This is a genomic window from Erythrobacter sp. S158 (assembly GCF_057364915.1).
In genome coordinates this window covers 2,367,481-2,390,000 of the sequence record NZ_CP200279.1, presented here as the reverse complement: position 1 = coordinate 2,390,000, position 22,520 = coordinate 2,367,481, and the positions used below count along the sequence as shown (strand labels likewise).

Below are 22,520 nucleotides of genomic sequence, written 5' to 3'. Positions count from 1 at the left end.
AGATTATGCGAATGCTGCCTGGCCTTCAGCAAACACACCTGCAAGCGAAGCTCAGTTCCTCGCGCTCGACTTTGAGCTGGATGGGCTGCGCAAAGGAGCCCATCTCCTTCAGGCAGGCTGGACCCCGTTCCAGATGGACGCAATCACGTTCCAGAATGCGCGTTCACTCGACATACGCAGCGATGCGACGCTCAACCGCGAGGCGGTGACGGTGCACGGGATCGGTGAAGACCGAGCGAGTGCCGGATTGCCGATAGGGAAAGTTGCCGAGGAATTGCTCACGGCCCTCGCTGGTCGTGTGATCGTCGCACACGCCGCAGCGATCGAGGTCACCGCGATAAAAGAGGCCGCGAAATCGCTCTACAATGTGAACCTGCCGGTGCGTTCGATCTGCACGCTGAGGCTGGAGAAGCATATCCATCCCGGAAACTTTGGAGCTGACGCATATCGGCTCGGGCCCACGCGAGAACGCTATGGTCTGCCTGAGTACCGCGCGCACGACGCGCTTACCGATGCAATCGCTGCTGCGGAATTGTTCCAGGCACAGCTGACCCGGCTTTCCCCCGACGTGACGTTGGGATGGCTGGAGGCGATCTAGCCCCGACAATCCGGGTGTAAGACTAAAGTCCATCTCCCTAACCCGCTCCCAAGCCCATAGCCTGCTCGGGAAGGTTCGAGGAAGAGTCTGTCGAACCCATGGGAAGAGAAGGAGGGGAGAGTTATGGACGACACAGCGTCTACAGCGGACTCCGGTGATTTCGACGACACTCACGATGCTGGCTACAATGCGCCCGCAAGTGAAGCATCCGTCGATAAGCCTGCCGCAGAAACAAGCGCAGCCGAAGGGGCTTATTGGCGGGAGAATATCCACCTGCTCGTGTCGCTGATGGTGATCTGGTTTGCCGTATCCTACGGCGCCGGGATCCTGTTCCGTGACTTCCTCGACCAGTTCATGCTCGGCGGTTATCCGCTTGGTTTCTGGTTCGCGCAGCAGGGCTCCATCTACGTCTTCATCGCACTCATCTTCTTCTACGTCGTTCGTATGAAGCAGATCGAGCGCAAGTACGATCTCGACGATTGAGGGGGCCGGAACAATGGAAACGCAAACCCTGATCTATCTCTTCGTCGGAGCCAGCTTCGCGCTCTATATCGGCATCGCCATCTGGAGCCGCGCAGGTTCGACGAAAGAGTTCTATGTCGCAGGCGGCGGGGTCAATCCAGTCGTCAATGGAATGGCCACGGCTGCCGACTGGATGAGTGCGGCAAGCTTTCTTTCAATGGCCGGGCTCATCGCATTCATGGGCTATGACGCGTCTGTCTACCTGATGGGGTGGACGGGCGGATACGTCATGCTCGCGCTGCTGCTTGCGCCTTATCTGCGCAAGTTCGGACAGTTCACCGTGCCCGATTTCATCGGCACGCGTTACTATTCGAAAGCGGCGCGCGTGGTGGCGGTGATCTGCCTGATCTTCATCAGCTTCACCTATATCGCAGGTCAGATGCGCGGCGTTGGAATCGTATTCTCGCAGTTCCTCGACGTTGGCATCACCGCAGGCGTGATCATCGGGATGGGCATCGTCTTCATCTACGCGGTTCTGGGCGGAATGAAGGGGATCACTTACACCCAGGTGGCGCAATATTGCGTGCTGATCTTCGCTTACATGGTTCCCGCATTCTTCATCAGCTTCATGCTGACGGGCAATCCGATCCCCCAGATCGGACTGGGCTCTGAAGTGCAGGACGGGTCGGGCATGTACATGCTCGAACGGCTCGACAACGTGCTCGTCGATCTGGGCTTCAACCAGTATACGGCCGGCAGCAAGTCGACGATCGACATGTTCTGCATCACCATGGCGCTGATGGTCGGCACCGCCGGTCTGCCTCACGTGATCGTGCGCTTCTTCACGGTGCCCAAGGCATCGGACGCGCGCAAATCGGCGGGCTGGGCGCTGGTCTTCATCGCTCTGCTTTACACTACCGCTCCTGCCATCGGCGCATTCGGCATGTACAACCTCATCAACAAGGTTGACGATGTCGCATACACCGAAGTCGAGCCGTTCTTCACCAACTGGGAAGATGCGGATCTCTACGCCTGGCAGGACAAGAACGGCGATGGTGTGATGCAATATCGCCCCGGAACCGCGTTCGAGGGCAAGCCTGAGTTTACCGGCGAAACCGGTCCTTCGGGTGAGCGTCTGGTGGCGAATGCTCCGAACATGGACAGCGAGAACGAGGTCTATGTCGACCGCGACACGCTGGTCCTTGCCAATCCTGAGATTGCCAATCTGCCCGGCTGGGTGGTGGCGTTGATGGCGGCGGGCGGCCTTGCCGCGGCTTTGTCGACGGCAGCGGGCCTGTTGCTCGTGATCTCGAGCTCGATCAGCCACGATCTGCTCAAGAGCACCTTTGCGCCGAACATCTCGGCCAAGGGAGAGCTGTTTGCAGCCCGCGCTGCGGCGACCGCTGCGATCATGGTGGCAGGCTATCTCGGCATCTATCCTCCGGGATGGGTGGCGCAGGTTGTCGCCTTTGCCTTCGGGCTTGCGGCATCGAGCTTGTTCCCCGCGATCTTCATGGGCATCTTCTTCAAGGCGATGAACAAGGAAGGCGCGATTGCAGGCATGGTCTCCGGACTGGTCTTCACCTTCAGCTACATCTTGTACTTCAAGCTGATGAACCCGGCAGCAAACGTCGCGGAGAACTGGCTGTTTGGGATTTCGCCTGAAGGCATCGGAGTGATTGGCATGCTGATCAACTTCGGTGTGGCCATTGTGGTCGCCAGCGTGACCAAGGGCACGCCGGTCGAGATCCGCAAGCTGGTGGACTCGATCCGCGTCCCGCGCGGAGCCGGAGAAGCCCACGCACACTAATCGGCCCTGCAAAGGGTCGCACAAGAGGGGCGGTGCCGTAGCGGCGCCGCCCCTTTTTCTTGCCTTATCGGTGCTTTGGTCTAGCCTTTCTTTCGGGAGAGGATTGGGATCATGCTTCTAGGTGCGGCCATTGCTGCTGCTGCCACCTATGTGGTTTTTCTGTTCTGGCTTGCGGCGAAGCGCGACCGGAGCGCACCTGTTTGGCTCACACGCCAGTCGGGCGTTGTCTATGGTCTCAGCCTCGCGGTCTACTGCACCAGCTGGACGTTTTTCGGAGGGGTCGGGACAGCGGCTAGCGCAGGGCTTGATTTCCTGCCGATCTACCTTGGCCCGATCCTTGTGTTCACGCTGGGCTTCACATTCGTGCGCCGGGTTCTCGCTCAGGCCAAGGCGCAGCATTCAACCTCGATCGCCGATTTTCTCTCTGCACGATATGGCAAGAGCGCGGCCGTAGCCGCCCTGGTGACGATCATCGCTACGCTCGGTTCGCTCCCGTATATGGCGCTGCAATTGCGCTCGGTCGGCAACTCGTTGCTCGTGCTCGATCCTGAGCTTGAAACGAGCGTCGCGCTTGACGAGATCGTGTTGATGGTGGCGGCGCTGATGGCGCTGTTCGCGATCCTGTTCGGATCGCGCCGCGCCGACCATCCGGGCGACAATGCGGGCCTGGTGCTGACCATCGCGTTTGAATCGGTGGTCAAACTGGTCGCGCTGCTCGCTCTGGCGGCCCTCGCGATTGCAATCTTGCTGGGGCAGCCTTCTTCCGAAGCCGCAGAAGCCCCTATAGTCAGCGAGGTTTTCAATCTCGGCCAGATTGACGCGCGTTTTGCAGTCCTGACCTTGATTGCGGCCTGCGCGGCCCTGTGCCTGCCCCGCCAGTTTCACATGACGTTTGTGGAAGCCGAAAGCGACGAAGCAAGCCGTGCCATGCGCTGGGTGTTCCCGATTTACCTCGCCATCACCTCGGCGGTGATCGTCCCCATTGTGCTCGCCGGTTTGAGCGCTTTGCCAGCCGGAACTGACCCCGACACAATTGTCATGGCTCTCCCGCTTTCCACCGGCAACGAAGCGCTCGCGCTGCTGGTGTTCATCGGCGGTTTTGCTGCCTCGGCTGGCATGATCGTGGTCGCCAGTGTGGCCTTGTCGATGATGATCACCAACGATCTTATCGCGCCGGTCGCTTTCAGGCGAGAACTGAGCGGAAAGGGCGACCAGAGCGAAATCGCGCGCAAGCTTCTGAGAGTGCGGCGCTTCGTTATCGCTGCGGTCCTGGCGCTCGCATTCGTGGTCAATCAGAGCTTTTCAGGCCTGACTGCGCTTGCAGGGCTCGGCACTCTGGCCTTTGCGGCTGTGGCGCAATTCGCGCCCGGCCTCGTTCTTGGAATGCTGACGCGTGCGGGAAATCGCGGCGGCATGATTGCGGGTCTGGTGACCGGCTTCGTGACCTGGTTCGCATTGCTTGTCCTGCCCGCAGCGACGGGCGCTGCTCCCATTTTCGCGATCCATTCCGACCCGCTGGTCTCCGGCGTTCTGATAAGTCTCGGCGCGAATTGTGCGGCATATTGGCTCGGCTCCACGCTCGCATATCCCTCGCTCATCGATGCAGCACAGGCCGCCGCCTTTGCAGGAAGCGGAGCGGCAGGAGGCACGCAGCCGCGCGTCACCAACAAACGTGTCGCCGACATTCGCCTGCTGCTCGGCCAGTTTGTCGGGAGCAGCCGTGCAGACGAAGCCATTGCCGCAATGCCATTTGCCTATCGCGACCGCGACCCGGCCGATGCCGAAGTCATCTCGATGGCTGAGCGAACGATTTCGGGCGTTGTGGGCAGTTCTTCTGCGCGGATGCTGGTCAATTCCTGGGCCGGCGGCGATCCGGTTCCGCTCCCCGAGATCGTCGCCATGTTCGACGAGACCAACCGGCGTCTGTCGTTCAGCGGCGAGCTCCTCCAGATCGCGATTGAGAATATCGACCAAGGGATTGCCGTGGTCGATGCCGAAATGAACCTCGTCGCCTGGAACACGCGCTATCAGGAAATGTTCGCGCTGCCGGATCATCTCGTCACCGTGGGCACGCCAATTGCCAAGCTCATCCGGTTCAATCTGGTGCGTATCGGGCTCGATGAATACAATATCGAGGAGCAGGTCGAACGCCGCCTTGATTATATGCGGTCAGGTGCCGAACACCGGATCGAGCGCGAGCAGCATGACGGGCGGATCATGAGGATCGTAGGGTCGCCCGCGCCTCAGGGCGGCTATGTTACCTCCTACACCGACATCACCGCCGATCGCCGCGCTGAACAGGCGCTGGAAGAAAAGGTGGCCGAGCGCACCGTCCAGCTCAGCGAGGCGAACACCGCGCTGGAGGCTGCGACCCGTTCCAAGACACGCTTTCTTGCAGCGGCCAGCCACGACCTGATCCAGCCCCTGAACGCGGCTCGACTGTTCGCATCTGCCCTCGACGAAGAAGTGAGCGGCACGCCGCAGCTTGAGCAATTGGTCAAGGATCTCGACGGGTCGATTGCTTCTGCCGACCGATTGATCCGCGCGCTCCTCGACATCTCAAAGCTCGACGGCGGCGGTATCGAGCCAAAGCCCGAACTGGTCGCCATCGACCGCGTTTTCGACGAGATCGTGCGCGAATTCAGCGTTCAGGCCGAAGCCAAGGGTCTGTCGCTTCGCCGTGTCCATACCAGCGCCTGGGTCGAAACCGACCGCGCGCTACTGGCCAGTGTGCTGCGCAATCTTGTGAGCAATGCGATCCGTTACACCGCAAAAGGTGGTGTGCTGCTGGGTGTGCGGCGCGCTGGCGACGATATTCGCATCAAGGTCCATGACACGGGCCGAGGCATTGCGGCAGCGGATGTTGAGCGCATTTTCGATGAGTTCCAGCGCGCGTCTTCCAAGGATCGCGAAGGGCTCGGACTGGGGCTCGCAATCGTGCGCCGGATAACGCATCTGCTCGACGTGCATGTCGAGACCTCGAGCGAGCCGGGCAGGGGCAGCTGTTTTGCGCTCCATATGCCCCTGATGCGTTGGAGCGTGGTGCCGCAGCGCGCAAAGCCTCAGCGTAACGCGCGGCAAATGGATCAGGCTGCGGTCCTTGTCGTCGATAATGATGAGGCTGCTCTCAATGCAACTTCAGCGCTACTTGAGAAGTGGGGGTTGCGTACGACATGCGCTGGCTCGCTCGCACAAGCCGCTTCGCGCATGCCCAATTGTCCCGAGCTTGTGATCATGGATTACCGGCTCGATGGCGACGAGCGTGGCGACGGCGTTTACCGGGCGCTTTCTGCGCAATGGAAAGCCGAGCCGCCGGTCATCTTGCTGACCGCGGAAGGAAGCGAAGAGACCGCACAGGCTGCGCGTTCAATCGGGGCGAACCGCCTTCTCAAACCGTCTTCGCCAGGAGCGCTCAGGGCTCTGATTTCGGATTGCCTGGCTCGCGCTAAAGCGAGCGAAGCCGATCAGTCGGGGACGGAGTCCGCGACCGGTTGATCGACGTCGAGCTTGCCTGCGACCAGCACGGCCTGCGTGCGGGTGTTGACACCCAGCTTACGGAAGATCGCAGTGATATGCGCTTTCACCGTCGCCTCGCTGACGTCGAGTTCGTAGGCGATTTGCTTGTTCAGCAGGCCCTTGCGCATCGCTTCAAGGATGCGGCGCTGTGCAGGCGTTAGGCTTGCCATGCGCGCAAGATCGTCGTCCTCTTCCACGCTACTTTCGGGGAACCATGCGTCCCCTTCGCGCACTGCGCTCAAGGCATCGCGCATCTCGTCGAGACCTGAAGACTTCGGAATGAAAGCGGCCGCCCCGAGCTGCTGAGCCGCTACATAAACACGCGGCTCCTCGCTCGCAGAGACGATGGCGATGGGCAGGGCCGGGAACTCCTGGCGAAGGTCCATCAGGACCGACAATCCGTTTGAGTCCTCCATATGCAGATCGAGCAACAGCGCCTCTGCACCGCCCTCAAGCTCGGCCTTCGCAGCACCTGCCGAGTTTGCCTCGACCACCTCGGCCTCGGGCCACGCTTTCGCGACCGCGTGGCTAAGCGCGGTGCGAAAGAGGGGGTGATCGTCGGCGATGATGATCCGCTGGGCCATGGTCTCAGCGATTCTGCCGACCTTCGATCAAACGATCAACCAGAGATGGATCTGCCAGTGTGGATGTATCGCCGAGTGAGCCGTAATCGTTTTCCGCGACCTTCCTCAGGATACGTCGCATGATCTTGCCCGAGCGTGTCTTGGGCAGTCCATCTGTGAACTGGATATGATCGGGCGTTGCGATCGGACCGATCTCTTTGCGAACATGCGTGCGCAGGTCCTTGAACAGTTCCTCGGAGCCTTCCTCGCCTGCATTCAAGGTGACGTAGCAATAGATCCCCTGGCCCTTGATGTCGTGCGGGTATCCGACAACAGCGGCCTCGGCGACTTTGTCGTGCAGCACCAAGGCGCTCTCGACTTCGGCGGTACCCATCCGGTGGCCCGAGACGTTGATGACGTCGTCAACGCGGCCAGTGATCCAGTAGTACCCATCCTCGTCGCGCCGGCAGCCGTCGCCGGTGAAGTACTTGCCGCGATAGGTCGAGAAATAGGTCTGCTCGAAACGTTCGTGATCGCCATAGACGCTGCGCGCCTGGCCGGGCCAACTCGCGGTGATGCAGAGATTGCCTTCGACCGCTCCGTCGAGAACGCCGCCATCATTGTCGACCAACTGCGGCTGAATGCCGAAGAAGGGGAGGCCCGCGCTGCCTGGCTTCATGTCGTGTGCGGCAGGAAGCGTAGTGATCATCACGCCGCCCGTTTCGGTCTGCCACCATGTGTCGACAATCGGGCAGCGCCCTTCGCCGACAACGTCGAAATACCAGCGCCATGCTTCCGGATTGATCGGCTCACCGACGCTCCCGAGCAGGCGCAGTGACGAGCGATCCCGGCTCGTCACGAAGTCGTCCCCTTCGCGCATCAGGGCGCGGATCGCGGTAGGCGCGGTGTAGAGGATGTTGACCTTGTGCTTGTCGACCACGTCCCAGAAGCGGCCATGATCGGGGTAGTTGGGCACGCCTTCGAAGACGACGCTGGTCGCGCCGTTCATCAGCGGGCCGTATACGATGTAGCTGTGCCCCGTGACCCAGCCGATATCGGCAGTGCACCAGTAAACCTCGCCCGGCTGATAATCGAAGACGTAGTTGAACGTCGTTGCAGTCCACACGCCATATCCGCCGGTCGTGTGTAGCACGCCCTTGGGCTTTCCGGTGGAGCCTGAGGTATAGAGGATCAAAAGCGGGTCTTCGGCCTGCATCACCTCGCACAGCACGTCTGCGTCGGAGGCGAGATCGCTGAACCAGTGATCGCGGCCTTCGGTCATGGCTACGTCGGCACCGGCATGCGCGACGACCAGCACGCCGTCGACTTCCGCGCCTTCGATCTGGAGCGCGGCATCGACGTTGGCTTTGAGCGGAACACGCTTCGACCCGCGCAGCCCCTGGTCGGCAGTGACGACAAAGCGGCTGCCACAATCCTCGATCCGGCCTGCGAGCGCTTCGGGCGAGAATCCGCCGAACACCACCGAGTGGATCGCGCCGATGCGGGCGCAGGCGAGCATTGCGGTAACGCCTTCGACCACCATCGGCATGTAGAGCGTAACGCGGTCGCCTTTCTTGACGCCCATCGCGATCAACGCGTTCGCCATCCGCACGACCTCGCCGTGCAAATCGCGATAGGTCAGCGTGCGCGATGGGGTTGCGGGATCGTCGGGCTCGAAGATGATCGCGGTGTCATCCCCGCGTGTCTCCAAGTGGCGGTCCACCGCATTGTAGCAAAGGTTGAGAGTGCCGTCGGCAAACCATTGGATGTCGACTGGATCATACGACCATTCTCCGCCCTTGGTTGGCTTGCTGAACCAGTCGAGCCGCTCTGCCTGTTCAAGCCAGAACGCGTCGGGCGTTTCCACCGAACGGCGGTAGAGCTCGTCATATTGCTCGGTCACACAATGCGTGGCGTTGCTCGATAGCGGGCGTTGGACGGCGTGGATCATGTCGATTCTCCCTTCACGCCGCTGCTTTTACCGCAAGGCGAGGGCACAGCGCTGTGCGACAAAGGTCGTACGACTATCCGCTAGCTGTGCGCCCGCGATGCTCCGCGTCATTCTGATCCGACAAATCCAGAAAGGATCGGGAGGGGATAACAATGACGATGGGGAAGCTAGCCTTTCGAACAGCATTGCTTGCCAGCACCATGATGGCAGCATCGCCAGCGCTCGCGCAGGATGGCAACGTCGAGGAACGGCTGGACCGGCTCGAAGCGCTGGTCGAGGGCCTGATCGAACGCCTCGATGCGCAGCAGGGCGCGAGCGAGCAGCAACAGAGCGCCCTTATGGCAGAGCGCGAACAGATGCGCGCACAAAGCCAGGCGCTGCTTGCAGCGACCCAGGACCTTCAGACCCGGCAGAACGATCTTGCGCAGCAGATTGCAGCCGCGCCGCCACCGGGCGGCGGTTCGAGCCCCGGCAAGACGACTTTCAGCTATGGCGGCTACGTCAAACTCGATGCGATCAGCCAGCGCACCAGCGGCGGTCAATTGCCGAACAATTCGATCCTGCGCGACTTCCTCATTCCGGTCGCGATTCCGGTAGGCGGCGATGCGAGCGGCTTCGACACCGACTTCAGCGCCCGCCAGACGCGCTTTCTATTCAAGACCGAAACCGATGTGGGTTCGGAGCATACGCTCAAGAGCCATATCGAGCTCGACTTCAACGTCACCGAAGGCGGGAACGAGCGTATCTCGAACAGCTTCGTGCCGCGTATTCGGCAAGCTTTCATCACCTATGACAACTGGACGTTCGGACAGGCCTGGTCGACCTTCCAGAATGTCGGCGCGCTTCCCGACAGTCTCGACTTCATCGGTGTGACGCCGGGCACGGTCTTCGACCGCCAGCCGCTGATCCGTTACACCAATGGCGGGTTGCAGCTGGCTGTAGAGCAGCCTGAAACCGTGGTCACCGACCAGAACGGTTCGCGCGTTCTTGCAGGCGATGACCAGCTGCCCGACGTGGTGGCGCGCTACAATTGGGGCGGCGATTGGGGCTCGCTCACTGCGACCGGTATCGTTCGCCAGCTACACGTCTCGAAGGACGACTTGCAGGGCGTCGATGATAGTGCTTTCGGTTATGGTCTGAGCGTATCGGGCAAGCTCAAGGTGGGCCCGCGCGACGATTTCCGCTTCATGGCGACTGCCGGTGACGGGCTTGGGCGCTATATCGGCCTCAACCTCGTCAACGACGCGGCGATTACAAATGCGGGCGAGCTCGATCCTATCTTCACCTATTCGGGTTTCGCCGCCTATCGCCATGTGTGGGCGGACGACCTTCGCTCAACGCTTGCAGGGTCCTATTTCAAGGCCGACAATCCGGTCCTCCTCACCACCAACCAGGTGACGGACGAAAGCTGGAACGCCTTCGCCAACCTCATCTGGAGCCCGGTTGATCCGATCGATATCGGGATCGAGCTGATGTACGCGGAGCGCACGCTTGAAGACGGGCGCAGCGGCAACCTTCAAAGGGTGCAGGTTTCGACCCGGTACAACTTCTAGGACCAACACCTTTCAGGCAGCGCGGGTCTCTCTCTCCAATACGCGCAGCCATTCTGCCCCGCCGGTCCCCAGTGCCGGCGGGGCTATTGTATGGCGCGCCGATAAAGATGCCAGGTCGCATGCCCGAACAAAGGCAGCGCGATGAATAGGCCTAGGAAGGCCGCAAGGATGCTCACGAAGAGCGCGGCTGCAATGATCGCGGCCCAGATCAGGAGAACGCGGCTATTGGCCTTGAAGCATGAGAGGCTAGCGATGACTGCGGTCAGGAAATCGATCTCGCGGTGGACCAGCATAGGCAGGCTGAAGACGGTGACGGCGTAGAACACGAGCGCCATTAATGCGCCGACCGCACTCCCGACTGCCAGCATGATGAGCCCCGTCTGCGTCGCGAGAAATGCGAGCGATTCAGAGCCAGCACCTGCTTCCACGATCGCGATCGAAAAGATGACGTGGGCAACGATCACCCAGAAACCGAACGCTACAAAGACGATGACGCCCATCGCCAGGATTTGCTCGTCTCCGCGCCCCCTGACCGCGCCGAGGACCGCTGACCAGCTCATCGGCAGGCCTAGCTCGCGGCGGCGGCTGACTTCGTAGAGCCCCACGGCTGTGAAGGGCGCAAGCAGCGGAAAACCCGCGGCTGCGGGGATCGCCCAGGTGTATTCCCCGCGCGCGACAAGAAAATAGGTTAGCGCAAGACCACCTATGACGAAGATGCTTGCAAAGAAGAGACCGAAAAGGGGAGCGCCCGCGAAATCCCGCCAGCCAGCCGCCAGCGCTGCGCGCAGATCTCCGGTCGTGAGATCGTGCGCAATCACTGGCGGTGTGAGTTGCTCTGGCGGATTGGTCGTTTGCGTCAAATCTCCCCCTTCCTCTCCTTGCTCCTAGAACCGATAAGAAACACCGGCACTCAGGACCCACGGGTCGAGATTGTGGTCGGTTTCGATCACCAGGGTATTCCCGGCAAACCACTGAGCGGTGGTTCCAATGAAATAGCGTTTTGCATCGAGCGTCACGCCAAACCCGTCATTGCCAACGGGCACATCGACACCGGCTTGCAGGACAAATCCGAATTCGTCGGTAAGATCAGTGTCGGTCACGCCCAGCGGCAGGGTTGCAGCACCGGGCTCATCGCTCAGCCACATGAAGTAGGCGACGCCCGCGCCAAGATAGGGCTTAAACCCTGCGGCATCGAAATGGACTTTGCCGGTCACAGTCGCTGGCAAGAGCAGAGCGTCGGAAACGAGCTCGGTTCCGGGAGGAAAGCCCGAAACGGTGTCGACATCATGCTGGGTCACACCGGCGATGGTTTCGAGCGAGAAGTTGTCGGTGAAAAAGTATTCGACCGCAACGGTCGGCACGAAATTGTCGGTAGCGCGAGTGTCTGTTCCGGCAGGCAGACCTACGAGATCGACATTGACGTCCTCGATTTCGCCATCCGGAAGCACTGCGGTACCGAGCACTTTCAACTGTACATCTCCGGCGCGGTCCTGTGCCACGGCGGGCGAAGCTACCATTGCTGCGGCTGCAAGGCCGAGAAGGGCATGCGTCTTTTTCATTGTCCGTATTCCTTGAAACGTTGGTCCTTCAAGCGAAGGAATGCCTGATGCGATAACCGCTTGGCGCGTTGGAAAATCAGCCACTCGGTGAGCCGAGCGGCCTATGCCGCCGGGCCTTTTTCTCAGCATTCGCCCCTTCTCAAAGAGCAGCAGTGGCCACCCGATGCGGCCCAGGATTTTTGCTGCTGACCGGCAAATGCCCGGCCCGGCGGGCCTGCGCATTGATCCAGGTCAATGCGCAGGCAGATGGTTGCGCTCATCAGACTGGCATCCTGATCAAATCACGAGCGCCTGCGGCCATGACCTTTCCCGACCTGTTTGAACGCTTTTCAATGACGATCCTTCCGCTGGGGACGTCTGATGCGACTCATCTGCGCTTCCAGGCGGTGGCCCGCTACGCGAGCGCGCGAGCGGGCGATGCGCCGTTCACTGGCAATGGCTCAGACCAAATCGCCTTTGTTGCCAGCGGCAGCACCAAACTGGTCGCGCATGCCTCAGGCGGGCGCGAGCAGGTGGTGGCGTTTCATTTCGCAGGCGATCTCGTCTCGGTCCCCGCGCGCGCGGCGCATGCATATACACTGTGCGCGCTCGAAGATTGCGAGCTCATCTATTTCCCAGCGGAGGAATTCTACAAGCTCGCCCGGTTCGAAGCCGGCATGGTCGACGAAGTGCTCGAACACGCCATGAACGCGCTCGCGCGTTGCCGCGAAAAGACCATCACGCTCGGACGAAAGAACGCGCAGGAAAGGCTCGCGAATTTCCTGCTCACGATGGATGAGCGGATCGGCGCTGACAACGATGGCGGTCGATTGCTCGATCTCCCCATGTCGCGGCGCGATGTCGCCGACAGTCTCGGACTGACCATCGAGACGGTCAGCCGCCAGTTCGGCGAGCTGCGCGATGCGGGCCTCCTTGAAACCATGGGCCGTTCGAAAGTCATGCTGCTCGACCTTCAAGGCCTGGCCGCGCGCGCGGGCCATCTGTTTGAGCCGGCATAAGCAAGCGCCGCCCGTTAATCGAAAAAAGTGAAGCCGAGTGGCGCCAACTTGATCTGAGTCAAACACACGAAGTCGGCAAGGCCCTAACCGGGTTCACGACAACAAGGGATCGAAATCATGGAAGCTGTAGTTGGCCGCGCAGGCCTTTGGCTGGTTCTCGCGCTTCTGGCGCTCGCCGCGATGGTGGGGGCCAAGGATGCGGGGTTTGCCGCTCACGCGCTTATCGTGGCGATCGTTGCTTTCGGGCTTGCGATCGTGACGACCGCGCGCTTTGACCCGATGGCCAAGGCGCAGAGCATTTTCCGCATGCCACCGGGCGAGAGCCGCTACGATGATGACATCGTGCGCTGGGGCGTCATTGCGACGATGTTCTGGGGCCTCGCGGGGCTTCTCGCGGGCGTCTACATCGCGCTGCAGCTTGCTTACCCTGCGCTCAATTTCGAGCCTTACCTGAATTTCGGTCGCCTTCGCCCGCTGCATACTTCTGCGGTGATCTTCGCGTTCGGTGGCAATGCGCTTCTCGCGACCAGTTTCTACGTCGTGCAGCGCACCTGCCGCACAACCCTGGCGCATCCGGGGCTCGCGCGATTCGTGTTCTGGGGCTACCAACTGTTCATCGTGCTGGCGGCGACGGGCTACCTCCTCGGCGTCACCCAATCGAAGGAATATGCCGAACCCGAATGGTATGTCGACCTTTGGCTGACCGTGGTCTGGGTCGCGTATCTCGCGGTCTTCGTCGCGACGATCCTCAAGCGCAAAGAGCCGCACATCTACGTCGCGAACTGGTTCTTCCTCGCCTTCATAGTCACTGTGGCGATGCTGCACGTGGTCAACAATATCGCGATCCCGGTGAGCCTCTTGGGTGCGCGCAGCTACTCCGCTTTTTCAGGTGTGCAGGATGCGCTGATCCAGTGGTGGTATGGCCACAACGCGGTCGGGTTCTTCCTCACTGCGGGCTTTCTGGCGATGATGTATTACTTCGTCCCGAAACAGGCGAACAGGCCGGTTTATTCCTACCGCCTGTCGATCATCCACTTCTGGTCGCTGATCTTCCTCTACATCTGGGCAGGTCCGCACCACCTTCACTACACCGCGCTGCCCGACTGGGCGCAGACGCTGGGCATGGTGTTTTCGATCATGCTGTGGATGCCGAGCTGGGGCGGGATGATAAACGGCCTGATGACGCTCAACGGCGCGTGGGACAAGATCCGCACCGACCCGATCATCCGCATGATGGTGATGGCGCTCGCCTTTTACGGAATGAGCACCTTCGAAGGGCCGATGCTGTCGATCAAGGCGGTGAACTCGCTCTCGCACTACACCGACTGGACCATCGGGCACGTCCACTCTGGCGCGCTGGGCTGGAACGGGCTGATCACCTTCGCCTGCGTCTATTTCCTCGTGCCGCGCCTGTGGAAGCGCCAGCGCATGTACTCGCTGCGCATGATCAACTGGCACTTCTGGCTCGCGACGCTGGGTATCGTGATTTACGCCGCCAGCATGTGGGTTGCCGGGATCACCCAGGGCCTGATGTGGCGCGAATACGGCTCTGACGGATACCTCGTGAACAGCTTCGTCGACACCGTCGCAGCGCTTGAGCCGATGTACTGGATGCGCGCCTTTGGCGGCCTCCTCTACCTCTCGGGCGCGATCATCATGTCCTACAATATGTGGATGACGATTGCGGGCCACCAGCGCGACGAAGCACCGATGGGCGACACCCAATACGACGAAGAAACCGACCGTCCATTGGCCGGTATCCAAGCTAAACCTCAACCTGCGGAATAGGGATCCATGACGATGAGTGACACACACCCGGAAAGCCCGCCGCAGGGCGTCTTCGAAGGGCACAAGCGGCTGGAGAAGAACATCACGCTCTTGGCCATCGCGACCTTCATCACGGTCGCGATTGGCGGGCTCGTCCAGATCACGCCGCTGTTCTATCTCGAGAACACGATCGAGGAAGTGGACGGCATGCGTCCTTACACCCCGCTCGAACTAGTGGGCCGCGACATCTATATTCGCGAAGGCTGCTACACCTGCCACAGCCAGATGATCCGCCCATTCCGTGACGAGGTTGAACGCTACGGCCATTACAGCCTTGCGGCGGAGAGCATGTACGACCATCCCTTCCAGTGGGGATCGAAGCGCACCGGGCCGGACCTGGCGCGCGTGGGCGGGCGCTATTCGGATGAATGGCACGTCCAGCACCTGATAGACCCGCAAAGCGTCGTGCCGCAAAGTATTATGCCGAGCTATGCCTTCCTCGCGGAGACGGAGCTTCAGATCGCCGATGTGTCGGCCAATCTCGCTGCACTTTCCAACGTCGGAGTTCCTTACTCGGCTGCCGATATCGAAGCAGCGGAAAGCGATCTGTTCGCGCAGGCCAATCCCGACATGGACCCCGGCGATCTCGAGGCGCGTTACGCCAAGGCACAAATCCGCGACTATGACGGCGACCCCTCCCGCGTGACCGAGATGGATGCGCTGGTCGCCTACCTCCAGATGCTTGGCACGCTGGTCGATGTCGACAGCGCCGCGGCCCAGACCGAACTTGCAGAGGAGAAGGGCCGGTGAGTTTCTACGACGCCTTTCGACACTTCGCCGACAGCTACGGTCTGGTGATGATCTTCGGCCTCTACCTCGTCCTGTGTGGCTGGCACTTCCTGCCGCGCTCAAAAGACGGTGTGGAAGAAGCCAAGACCTCGATTTTCAAGGAAGACGATCATGTCTGACAAATACCGCATCGACGAACCCACCGGCACTGAATTTGTCGGCCACGAATGGGACGGTATCGAGGAGCTGAACACACCGCTTCCCCGCTGGTGGCTGTGGACCTTCTATGCGACGATCGCCTGGGCGGCGGTTTACGTGGTGCTCTACCCCGCATGGCCGCTGGTGAGCCAGGCGACCGAGGGTGTGCTTGGCTGGTCGAGCCGCAGTGACCTTGCCGAAGAAATGAGCGCCGCCGATTTGGCACGCGCCGGTACGTTCGAGCGGATTGCGGCAACCGATATCACCAAGCTGCCTGCCGATGCCGACTTGATGGGACAGGCAATCTCGGGCGGCGCGGCTGCCTTCAAGCAGCACTGCGTCCAATGCCACGGAGCAGGTGCAGCAGGCTATGAGCAATATGGCTACCCCAACCTCAACGACGATGACTGGCTGTGGGGCGGCACGCTCACCGACATCGAATACACGCTCACCCACGGCATCCGTTGGGAAGGCTCGGACGAGACGCGCTCGAACTACATGCCGGCATTCGGCGATATCTTCAGCCGCGCCGAGCTCGACGCCGTGACCAGCCACATCCTGTCGCTAAGCGGCGAGGGGCAAAGCAGCGCGGCAGGCGCGCAGCTTTACGCCGACAATTGCGCCGCCTGTCACGAGGCAAACGGCGCGGGCAATCGCGATCTTGGCGCGCCTGCATTGAATGATGCGATCTGGCTCTATGGCAGCGAGCGCGCTCAGGTGAGCCAGCAGATCGCCTATCCACGCCACGGCGCGATGCCGGGATGGAGCGACAAGCTCGATCCGGTCACGATCAAGATGCTCGCCGCATATGTACATTCGCGCGGCGGCGGTGAATCCGAAGGCGATGCAACCGAAGAGGTCGCGCCCGAGGTCGAGGGTGAAACCGCCGATGATGTCGCATCTGCAGGCGAGGTCGGAGACGATGGCCGATCCTGAAGAACTCGACAGGCCTGACGCCAAGCGCGATTGGGGTGCGGCTCTGCCAGAGGTGGAGACCGACCCCATCGCGGCGCGTCGCCTGCCTCACCAGCCCCCGCCAAGGCTCTATGAAAAGCGCAAGGCGGTTCACAACAAGCGCATCGACGGGCCGTTCCGCCGCTTCAAATGGCTGGTGATGGTGGTCACGCTGGCGATCTATTACGTCACGCCGTGGATCCGCTGGGACCGCGGCCCCTATGCGCCCGACCAGGCCGTGTTGATCGACCTTGCGAACCGCCGGTTCTACATGTTCGATATCGAGATCTGGCCGCACGAATTCTACTTCGTCGCCGGAATGCTGATCATGGCGGGGATCGGGCTGTTCCTCGTCACCAGCGCGGTCGGGCGCGCATGGTGCGGCTATGCTTGCCCGCAGACGGTCTGGACCGACCTTTTCCAGCATGTCGACCGCCTGATCGACGGCGATCGCAATGCGCGCATCCGGCTGGACAAGGCGCAATGGGGCCCGGCCAAAGCGGCAAGGCGCGGCGCAAAGTGGTCGATCTATCTCATCATCAGCATGCTGACGGGCGGGGCCTGGATCCTCTACTTCGCCGATGCGCCAACGCTCTTCGTGGACTTCTTCACGCTCGAGGCCGACCCGGTTGCCTACATGACGGTCGCTATCCTGACGGGCACGACCTTCTGGCTGGGCGGATTCATGCGGGAGCAGGTCTGTATCTATATGTGCCCATGGCCGCGCATTCAGGGGGCAATGCTCGACGAAAAGTCGCTGATCGTCACCTACAAGGACTGGCGCGGGGAAAAGCGCGGCAGCCTCAAGAAATCGCTCAAGAACCCGGACGAATACGGCGATTGCGTTGACTGCCTGCAATGCGTAGCGGTGTGCCCGACCGGCATCGACATCCGCGAGGGTCAGCAGATCGGCTGCATCACCTGCGCCCTTTGCATCGATGCCTGCGACCGGGTCATGGCGGAGGTCGGGCGCCCGCGCGGGCTGATCGACTACGCAACCCTCGAACAATGCGAAGCCGAAGCGGCAGGCGCACCCGCACAGCCGGCGTGGAAGGCGCTCGTTCGCCCGCGCACCTTCATCTACTTCGGCATCTGGGGCGCGATCGGGCTCGCCATGCTGTTCGCACTCGGCACGCGCAGCCACACCGATCTCACCGTCTCGCCCGATCGCAACCCGCCCTTCATGCTGATGAAAGACGGTTCGGTGCGCAATTCCTACACGCTGCGCCTGCGCAACATGGAAGCGCGCCCGCGCGAGATGGAGGTCTCGTTTGCCGGGCTGCCTGAAGGATCGGTCATGTGGACCGATCAGATCAGCCGCGAGGACGCCGCACCCAGCCAAACCCTCACCGTGCCCGCCGACGAAACCCGCGTGGTGCGCGCCTACGTTGTCGTTCCGGCGGGCAGCGACATCGACAGCTTCCGCTTCGTCCTCACCTCGCTCGACGAGCAGGGCGAAAGCGATAGCGAAGAAACCACCTTTTCCGGACCCGGAGACTAAAAATGGCGAGCAGACCACAAAAGCCCTTCACCGGAAAACACTTCGCAGCGATCCTCGTTGCAGGGTTCGCTGTCGTCATGTCCGTCAATTTCTACATGGCGAGCCGTGCGGTGGGCGGCTTCCACGGTACCGTCGTCGATAATTCCTACATCGCCAGCCAGCACTTCAACGACTGGCTCGACGAAGCGGAGGTCTCAAAGGCGCTTGGTTGGGAAGCTGTCTCGGTTCGCGACGAAGCGGCATACGTGATCGTCGAAACCCGCGAAGTTCCGGCTACCGCCATGCTGAAAGCCGAGTTGCGCCGCCCGATTGGGACGCGCGAATATGCAAACCTCCAATTCGAGCCACTCGGCGATGGCCGTTACCGTTCGACCGAAGCGGTCGCACACGGGCGCTGGACCATGCGCCTATTCATCAAGGCTGACGGCAAGCGGTGGGCGAATGAAAGCGAGTTGCCCCGGTGAACGCACCTCAATTCTCGATCGACCGGGGCGAAGCGCCCACGAAGGGCACGCGCTTCACCGTGCCCGGCATGCGCTGCGCGGGCTGCATCGCGAAGATCGAGCGCGAGCTTCCCAAGACCGATGGCATCGTCGCAGCGCGGGTGAACTTCTCTTCCAAGCGCGTCGCTATCGAGCACGATCCAGCAATCGGTGAGGATGCCCTAGCCGATGCGCTCCTGAGGCTTGGCTTCGAAGCGCAGCCCATCGACGAAAACCCGCTCGGCACCGAAGCGGCGGAGCGCAAGCAGCTGACCCGCGCGCTCGGCGTCGCGGGGTTTGGCATGATGAACGTCATGCTGCTGTCGGTCAGCATATGGTCGGGCGCAGAAGGCTTCACGCGCGAGCTGTTTCATTGGCTCTCCGCACTCATCGCGATGCCGGTGATCGCCTATTCGGGCAGGCCCTTTTTCTCGAGCGCCTGGATGGCGCTCAAATATCGCCGCACCAACATGGACGTGCCGATCAGCATCGGCGTTATCCTCGCGACCGCGCTCAGCCTTTACGAGACGATCACGGGCGGAGAGCACGCATACTTTGAGAGCGCGGTGATGCTGCTCTTCTTCCTCCTCGCAGGCCGTGCTCTCGATGCCGAGATGCGCACCCGCACGCGCGCAGGGATCGGCGCATTGCTGGGGCGGATGGGCAAGAGCGCGAGCGTCATCGGCCCTGACGGGGCGACCCGCCGCGTACCCGCAAACGCGCTGGAGCCGGGTATGCTGGTGCTGGTCGCTGCCGGAGAAGCGCTCGCCGCCGATGGCGAGATAGAGGAGGGGCGCACAACAATCGACAACTCGATGCTAACCGGGGAAAGCGCGCCTGAAAGCGTCGGTGAGGGCGCTGTGGTCCATGCGGGCGCGATCAATCTGGGCTCGCCGTTTCGCATGCGCCTGACGCGGACTGCCGACGACACGGCGATTGCAGAGATCGCGCGACTGATGGACGAAGCCGGGCAATCGCGCAGCACTTATGTGCGCATTGCCGACCGGGCGAGCCGGGCCTACGCGCCCGTAGTGCACACGCTGGCCGCGCTTGCATTCGTAGGCTGGATGATCGCCGGTGCGGGCTGGCACCAGTCGCTCGTTATCGCGATTGCGGTGCTCATCATCACCTGCCCGTGCGCCATGGGGCTCGCGGTGCCGACTGCGCAGGTGGTGGCCTCCGGCGCGCTCTTGAAGCGCGGGCTTTTGGTAAAGGACGGAAGTGCGCTTGAGCGCCTGGCCGAAGTGGACGTCGCGCTGTTCGACAAGACCGGCACGCTGACCTTGGGAGAGCCCCGGCCGGATATCGGAGCACTCAATGCGACAGAGCGAATGGTGGCGCTCGGCCTTGCCCAATCAAGCCGCCACCCGCTCAGCCAAGGCCTTGCAAAGCGCCTCTTGGATGAGGGTGTGGAACCCGCAGCAATCGTAGGCGTCGAAGAGATAAGCGGGCAGGGTGTCTCGGGCGAATGGGCGGATGTTCGCGTCGCTCTTGAGCGTCCGGAGATCGACACGGACAGGTTGGCTGTCACGCTCAAGATCGGACCGGAACAGACGACCCTCACATTCGAGGATCCGCTGCGTCCGGACGCGTATCGCACCCTCGCAATACTCCGCGGCGAGCAAATCGAAGCCAGCATATTATCAGGCGACCGCAATGCCCCGGTCGAGCAGATCGCAAAACACCTCGGCATCCCGGCAAGCGCTGAGGCCAGCCCGCAGGACAAGCTCGCGACGCTCGAAGCTCTGCGCGATAGCGGGCGCTATCCGCTGATGGTGGGTGATGGCCTGAACGATGGCCCCGCGCTTGCCGCAGCGCACGCCTCCATCGCTCCGGGTACGGCGAGCGATGCAAGCCAGCAGGCGGCAGATGCTGTGTTCATCGGCGAAAAGCTGATGCCGGTGGCGCTGGCTGTGCGGGTAGCGAAGCGGACCATGGTGATCGTGCGCCAGAATTTTGGCTTTGCGATCGGCTACAATGCGCTTGCCGTGCCGCTCGCGCTGTTCGGCTTTGTCACCCCGCTCATCGCCGCCATTGCTATGTCGCTGAGCAGCCTGGTCGTTGTCGCAAATTCTCTTCGGCTCGCGGGGAGCGCGAAATGACCGGGCTCACCTTTCTCATCCCTATCGCGCTCTTAATGGGAGCCGCGGGCCTTACCGCGTTCTTCTGGGCGATGCGCTCTGGCCAGTATGAGGACATGGACGGCGCAGCGCACCGCATTCTGATCGACGAAGAGGATGAGGCAAACCCATGAAGCTTCTCGCTCTCATCGCGCTCACTCCCGTTGCGATCGGGCCGCTCCCGCAAGAGGAGCGCTCGCTCACCATTGCCCTGTGCCTCGGCGGGGAGATTACCATTCCGCTGGGCAACAAGGAAAAGAGCCCAAAGCGCGATTGTCACCAAGAAGGGTGCCACGCGGGCTCCTGCCGGGAGAAGACGAAGAGGGCTAAACGAGCGATTTGATCTGGCGCAAAGACCCGTGGCCCCAGTGCGGCTCTAAGCCTTGGCATGTGGCCTTATCATCCAGACCTGCTCGAAACGCCCGTACCGCGTTACACGAGCTATCCGACCGCTGCCGATTTCGGCGAGCTTCCCACATCCGCGCTGGCGCAAGCGATTGGGGGGGCGAGCGGCGACATATCGCTCTATCTCCACATCCCGTTTTGCGAGAAGATTTGCTTTTACTGCGGCTGCAACACCGGCGCGGCTGGCAGGCGGCAACGGGTGGCGAGCTATCTTGCAGCGCTCCATGCCGAGATTGAAACCGTAGCTACCTTGCTGCCGAGGAACGCACGCGTCAGGCGCGTTGCATTCGGTGGAGGCAGTCCCAACGCGATCGAGCCTTCCGAGTTCATCGACCTGGTAGACGCGCTGCACCGCAACTTCTGGCTCGACAAAACCGAGTGGTCCATCGAACTCGACCCACGCTCAATGGACAGCGTCTGGGGAGAGGCCATCGCCGAGGCGGGCGTAACCCGGGCGAGCATGGGCGTGCAGACTTTCGCCGCGCATTGTCAGCAGGCCATCGGGCGCGTGCAGGACGACCAGATGATCTGCCGCAGCATCGACTGGCTTCGCGCCGCCGGGGTCACATCGCTCAATTTCGACTTGATGTATGGTCTGCCGGGCCAAACGCGCGAGGACCTTGCCGATAGCCTTTCCTACACCGCCTTGCTGGGCGCGGACCGGATCGCGGTGTTCGGTTACGCCCATGTTCCGCATATCGTGCCGCGTCAGAAGATGATCCCCGCCGACGACTTGCCGGGCCGCGACGCGCGCTTCGCGATGGCTCGTCAGGCTTTCGAATATCTGACCGATCACGGCTACAAAGAGGTGGGCTTCGACCACTTTGCCTTGCCCGGCGATCCTATGGCCGAAGCTGCACGCACTGGCACGCTGAGGCGCAATTTCCAAGGTTTCACCGATGACCAGTCGGATGTGTTGATCGGGTTAGGATCCAGCGCGATCAGTGGATTTCCCGGCCTCATCGCCCAGAACGAGAAGAACAATGGCCGCTATCGGATGATGGCCTCACCAGGGCTGCTCACCGCCTCGGTCGGCATCAGGCGCAGCGCCGAGGATCAGCTGCGAGCGCGCGTGATCGAAGAGCTCTTGTGCAAGGGCAGGGCGACGCTTTCGCCGTGCCTCCTGCTCAGGCATGAGGAGGAGTTCAAGCCTTTCCTCGAACGCGGACTGATGACGCTGAGCGGTCTCGATCTGTCAATTACGCCGCAGGGCCTGCCCTATGCGCGCGTGATCGCCTCGAAGTTCGATCAGTTCCGCGCTGAGACAAAGCCGCAATTCAGTTCGGCTATCTGA

At 61.6% G+C, this 22,520-nt stretch carries 19 protein-coding genes (1 of these 19 running past the window's edge); 15 read left to right on the top strand and 4 right to left on the bottom strand.

Annotation, left to right across the window (positions count from 1 at the left end):
• The 4 genes from AC0V6T_RS11680 to AC0V6T_RS11665 form a co-directional block, all read left to right on the top strand.
• Positions 1-598 carry the 3' portion of an exonuclease domain-containing protein gene (locus AC0V6T_RS11680; protein ID WP_486127072.1) on the top strand. Its footprint begins 74 nt before the window's first position, so the window shows 598 of its 672 coding nt (coding positions 75-672); the start codon falls outside the window, past its left edge; the stop codon is at positions 596-598.
• A 123-nt stretch (positions 599-721) separates the two neighbouring features.
• The gene (locus AC0V6T_RS11675) at positions 722-1,081 is read left to right on the top strand and encodes a DUF4212 domain-containing protein (protein ID WP_486127070.1); all 360 of its coding nucleotides are present in this window, start codon (positions 722-724) and stop codon (positions 1,079-1,081) included.
• Between the two features lie 13 nt (positions 1,082-1,094).
• Positions 1,095-2,870 (top strand): sodium:solute symporter family protein, encoded by a 1,776-nt coding sequence (locus AC0V6T_RS11670; protein ID WP_486127068.1) that lies wholly within the window; start codon positions 1,095-1,097, stop codon positions 2,868-2,870.
• A 111-nt stretch (positions 2,871-2,981) separates the two neighbouring features.
• Positions 2,982-6,365 carry a hybrid sensor histidine kinase/response regulator gene (locus AC0V6T_RS11665; RefSeq protein ID WP_486127066.1) on the top strand — a complete coding sequence of 1,128 codons (3,384 nt, stop codon included), beginning with the start codon at positions 2,982-2,984 and terminating at the stop codon, positions 6,363-6,365.
• On the opposite strand, the gene AC0V6T_RS11660 is transcribed toward AC0V6T_RS11665, so the two are convergent.
• Both AC0V6T_RS11660 and acs read right to left on the bottom strand, forming a co-directional pair.
• A complete protein-coding gene (locus AC0V6T_RS11660) occupies positions 6,335-6,970 on the bottom strand; it encodes a response regulator transcription factor (RefSeq protein ID WP_486127064.1) in 636 nt (211 codons plus the stop codon). The genes AC0V6T_RS11665 and AC0V6T_RS11660 overlap by 31 nt on opposite strands.
• Positions 6,971-6,974: 4 nt before the next feature.
• Complete coding sequence (gene acs, locus AC0V6T_RS11655; protein ID WP_486127062.1) at positions 6,975-8,900, bottom strand: acetate--CoA ligase; 1,926 nt, start codon at positions 8,898-8,900, stop codon at positions 6,975-6,977.
• 152 nt (positions 8,901-9,052) lie between these two features.
• On the opposite strand from acs, the gene AC0V6T_RS11650 reads away from it, so the two are divergent.
• Positions 9,053-10,453 (top strand): DcaP family trimeric outer membrane transporter, encoded by a 1,401-nt coding sequence (locus AC0V6T_RS11650; protein WP_486127060.1) that lies wholly within the window; start codon positions 9,053-9,055, stop codon positions 10,451-10,453.
• A gap of 83 nt (positions 10,454-10,536) precedes the next feature.
• Here the strand turns inward: AC0V6T_RS11650 and AC0V6T_RS11645 are convergent, their stop codons facing one another.
• Positions 10,537-11,313, bottom strand: coding sequence for a DUF2189 domain-containing protein (locus tag AC0V6T_RS11645; protein WP_486127058.1), 777 nt, complete (start codon positions 11,311-11,313; stop codon positions 10,537-10,539).
• Between the two features lie 24 nt (positions 11,314-11,337).
• The gene (locus tag AC0V6T_RS11640) at positions 11,338-12,012 is read right to left on the bottom strand and encodes an OmpW/AlkL family protein (protein WP_486127056.1); all 675 of its coding nucleotides are present in this window, start codon (positions 12,010-12,012) and stop codon (positions 11,338-11,340) included.
• Between the two features lie 299 nt (positions 12,013-12,311).
• Between AC0V6T_RS11640 and AC0V6T_RS11635 the strand changes: the two genes are divergently transcribed.
• From AC0V6T_RS11635 to AC0V6T_RS11590, 10 genes are all read left to right on the top strand, one after another.
• The gene (locus tag AC0V6T_RS11635; protein ID WP_486127054.1) at positions 12,312-13,010 is read left to right on the top strand and encodes a helix-turn-helix domain-containing protein; all 699 of its coding nucleotides are present in this window, start codon (positions 12,312-12,314) and stop codon (positions 13,008-13,010) included.
• A gap of 117 nt (positions 13,011-13,127) precedes the next feature.
• The gene (gene ccoN, locus AC0V6T_RS11630; protein WP_486127052.1) at positions 13,128-14,798 is read left to right on the top strand and encodes a cytochrome-c oxidase, cbb3-type subunit I; all 1,671 of its coding nucleotides are present in this window, start codon (positions 13,128-13,130) and stop codon (positions 14,796-14,798) included.
• Between the two features lie 6 nt (positions 14,799-14,804).
• The gene (ccoO, locus tag AC0V6T_RS11625) at positions 14,805-15,587 is read left to right on the top strand and encodes a cytochrome-c oxidase, cbb3-type subunit II (RefSeq protein WP_486127050.1); all 783 of its coding nucleotides are present in this window, start codon (positions 14,805-14,807) and stop codon (positions 15,585-15,587) included.
• On the top strand, positions 15,584-15,745 hold the full coding sequence (locus AC0V6T_RS11620) for a cbb3-type cytochrome oxidase subunit 3 (protein ID WP_486127048.1): 162 nt from the start codon (positions 15,584-15,586) through the stop codon (positions 15,743-15,745). The genes ccoO and AC0V6T_RS11620 overlap by 4 nt, the downstream gene beginning before the upstream one ends.
• Positions 15,738-16,700 (top strand): cytochrome-c oxidase, cbb3-type subunit III, encoded by a 963-nt coding sequence (ccoP, locus tag AC0V6T_RS11615; RefSeq protein ID WP_486127046.1) that lies wholly within the window; start codon positions 15,738-15,740, stop codon positions 16,698-16,700. Before AC0V6T_RS11620 ends, ccoP begins: the two co-directional genes overlap by 8 nt.
• Positions 16,687-18,219, top strand: coding sequence for a cytochrome c oxidase accessory protein CcoG (ccoG, locus tag AC0V6T_RS11610; RefSeq protein ID WP_486128586.1), 1,533 nt, complete (start codon positions 16,687-16,689; stop codon positions 18,217-18,219). The genes ccoP and ccoG overlap by 14 nt, the downstream gene beginning before the upstream one ends.
• A gap of 2 nt (positions 18,220-18,221) precedes the next feature.
• The gene (locus tag AC0V6T_RS11605) at positions 18,222-18,683 is read left to right on the top strand and encodes a FixH family protein (RefSeq protein WP_486127044.1); all 462 of its coding nucleotides are present in this window, start codon (positions 18,222-18,224) and stop codon (positions 18,681-18,683) included.
• On the top strand, positions 18,680-20,803 hold the full coding sequence (locus AC0V6T_RS11600) for a heavy metal translocating P-type ATPase (RefSeq protein ID WP_486127042.1): 2,124 nt from the start codon (positions 18,680-18,682) through the stop codon (positions 20,801-20,803). The genes AC0V6T_RS11605 and AC0V6T_RS11600 overlap by 4 nt, the downstream gene beginning before the upstream one ends.
• Entirely contained in the window at positions 20,800-20,955 is a 156-nt protein-coding gene (ccoS, locus tag AC0V6T_RS11595) for a cbb3-type cytochrome oxidase assembly protein CcoS (protein WP_486127040.1), read from the top strand. The genes AC0V6T_RS11600 and ccoS overlap by 4 nt, the downstream gene beginning before the upstream one ends.
• A 254-nt stretch (positions 20,956-21,209) precedes the next feature.
• Positions 21,210-22,520: a radical SAM protein gene (locus tag AC0V6T_RS11590; protein ID WP_486127038.1), complete on the top strand. Its 1,311-nt coding sequence runs from the start codon at positions 21,210-21,212 to the stop codon at positions 22,518-22,520.

Bases quoted from the DNA above. Each gene is read 5' to 3' on its own strand.
- ccoP (WP_486127046.1), top strand. From the start codon at position 15,738: ATGTCTGACAAATACCGCATCGACGAACCCACCGGCACTGAATTTGTC.
- acs (WP_486127062.1), bottom strand. From the start codon at position 8,900: ATGATCCACGCCGTCCAACGCCCGCTATCGAGCAACGCCACGCATTGT.
- AC0V6T_RS11660 (WP_486127064.1), bottom strand. From the start codon at position 6,970: ATGGCCCAGCGGATCATCATCGCCGACGATCACCCCCTCTTTCGCACC.
- AC0V6T_RS11675 (WP_486127070.1), top strand. From the start codon at position 722: ATGGACGACACAGCGTCTACAGCGGACTCCGGTGATTTCGACGACACT.
- ccoG (WP_486128586.1), top strand. From the start codon at position 16,687: ATGGCCGATCCTGAAGAACTCGACAGGCCTGACGCCAAGCGCGATTGG.
- AC0V6T_RS11605 (WP_486127044.1), top strand. From the start codon at position 18,222: ATGGCGAGCAGACCACAAAAGCCCTTCACCGGAAAACACTTCGCAGCG.
- ccoS (WP_486127040.1), top strand. From the start codon at position 20,800: ATGACCGGGCTCACCTTTCTCATCCCTATCGCGCTCTTAATGGGAGCC.
- AC0V6T_RS11665 (WP_486127066.1), top strand. From the start codon at position 2,982: ATGCTTCTAGGTGCGGCCATTGCTGCTGCTGCCACCTATGTGGTTTTT.
- AC0V6T_RS11635 (WP_486127054.1), top strand. From the start codon at position 12,312: ATGACCTTTCCCGACCTGTTTGAACGCTTTTCAATGACGATCCTTCCG.
- ccoO (WP_486127050.1), top strand. From the start codon at position 14,805: ATGACGATGAGTGACACACACCCGGAAAGCCCGCCGCAGGGCGTCTTC.
- AC0V6T_RS11670 (WP_486127068.1), top strand. From the start codon at position 1,095: ATGGAAACGCAAACCCTGATCTATCTCTTCGTCGGAGCCAGCTTCGCG.
- AC0V6T_RS11650 (WP_486127060.1), top strand. From the start codon at position 9,053: ATGACGATGGGGAAGCTAGCCTTTCGAACAGCATTGCTTGCCAGCACC.
- AC0V6T_RS11640 (WP_486127056.1), bottom strand. From the start codon at position 12,012: ATGAAAAAGACGCATGCCCTTCTCGGCCTTGCAGCCGCAGCAATGGTA.
- AC0V6T_RS11590 (WP_486127038.1), top strand. From the start codon at position 21,210: ATGTGGCCTTATCATCCAGACCTGCTCGAAACGCCCGTACCGCGTTAC.
- ccoN (WP_486127052.1), top strand. From the start codon at position 13,128: ATGGAAGCTGTAGTTGGCCGCGCAGGCCTTTGGCTGGTTCTCGCGCTT.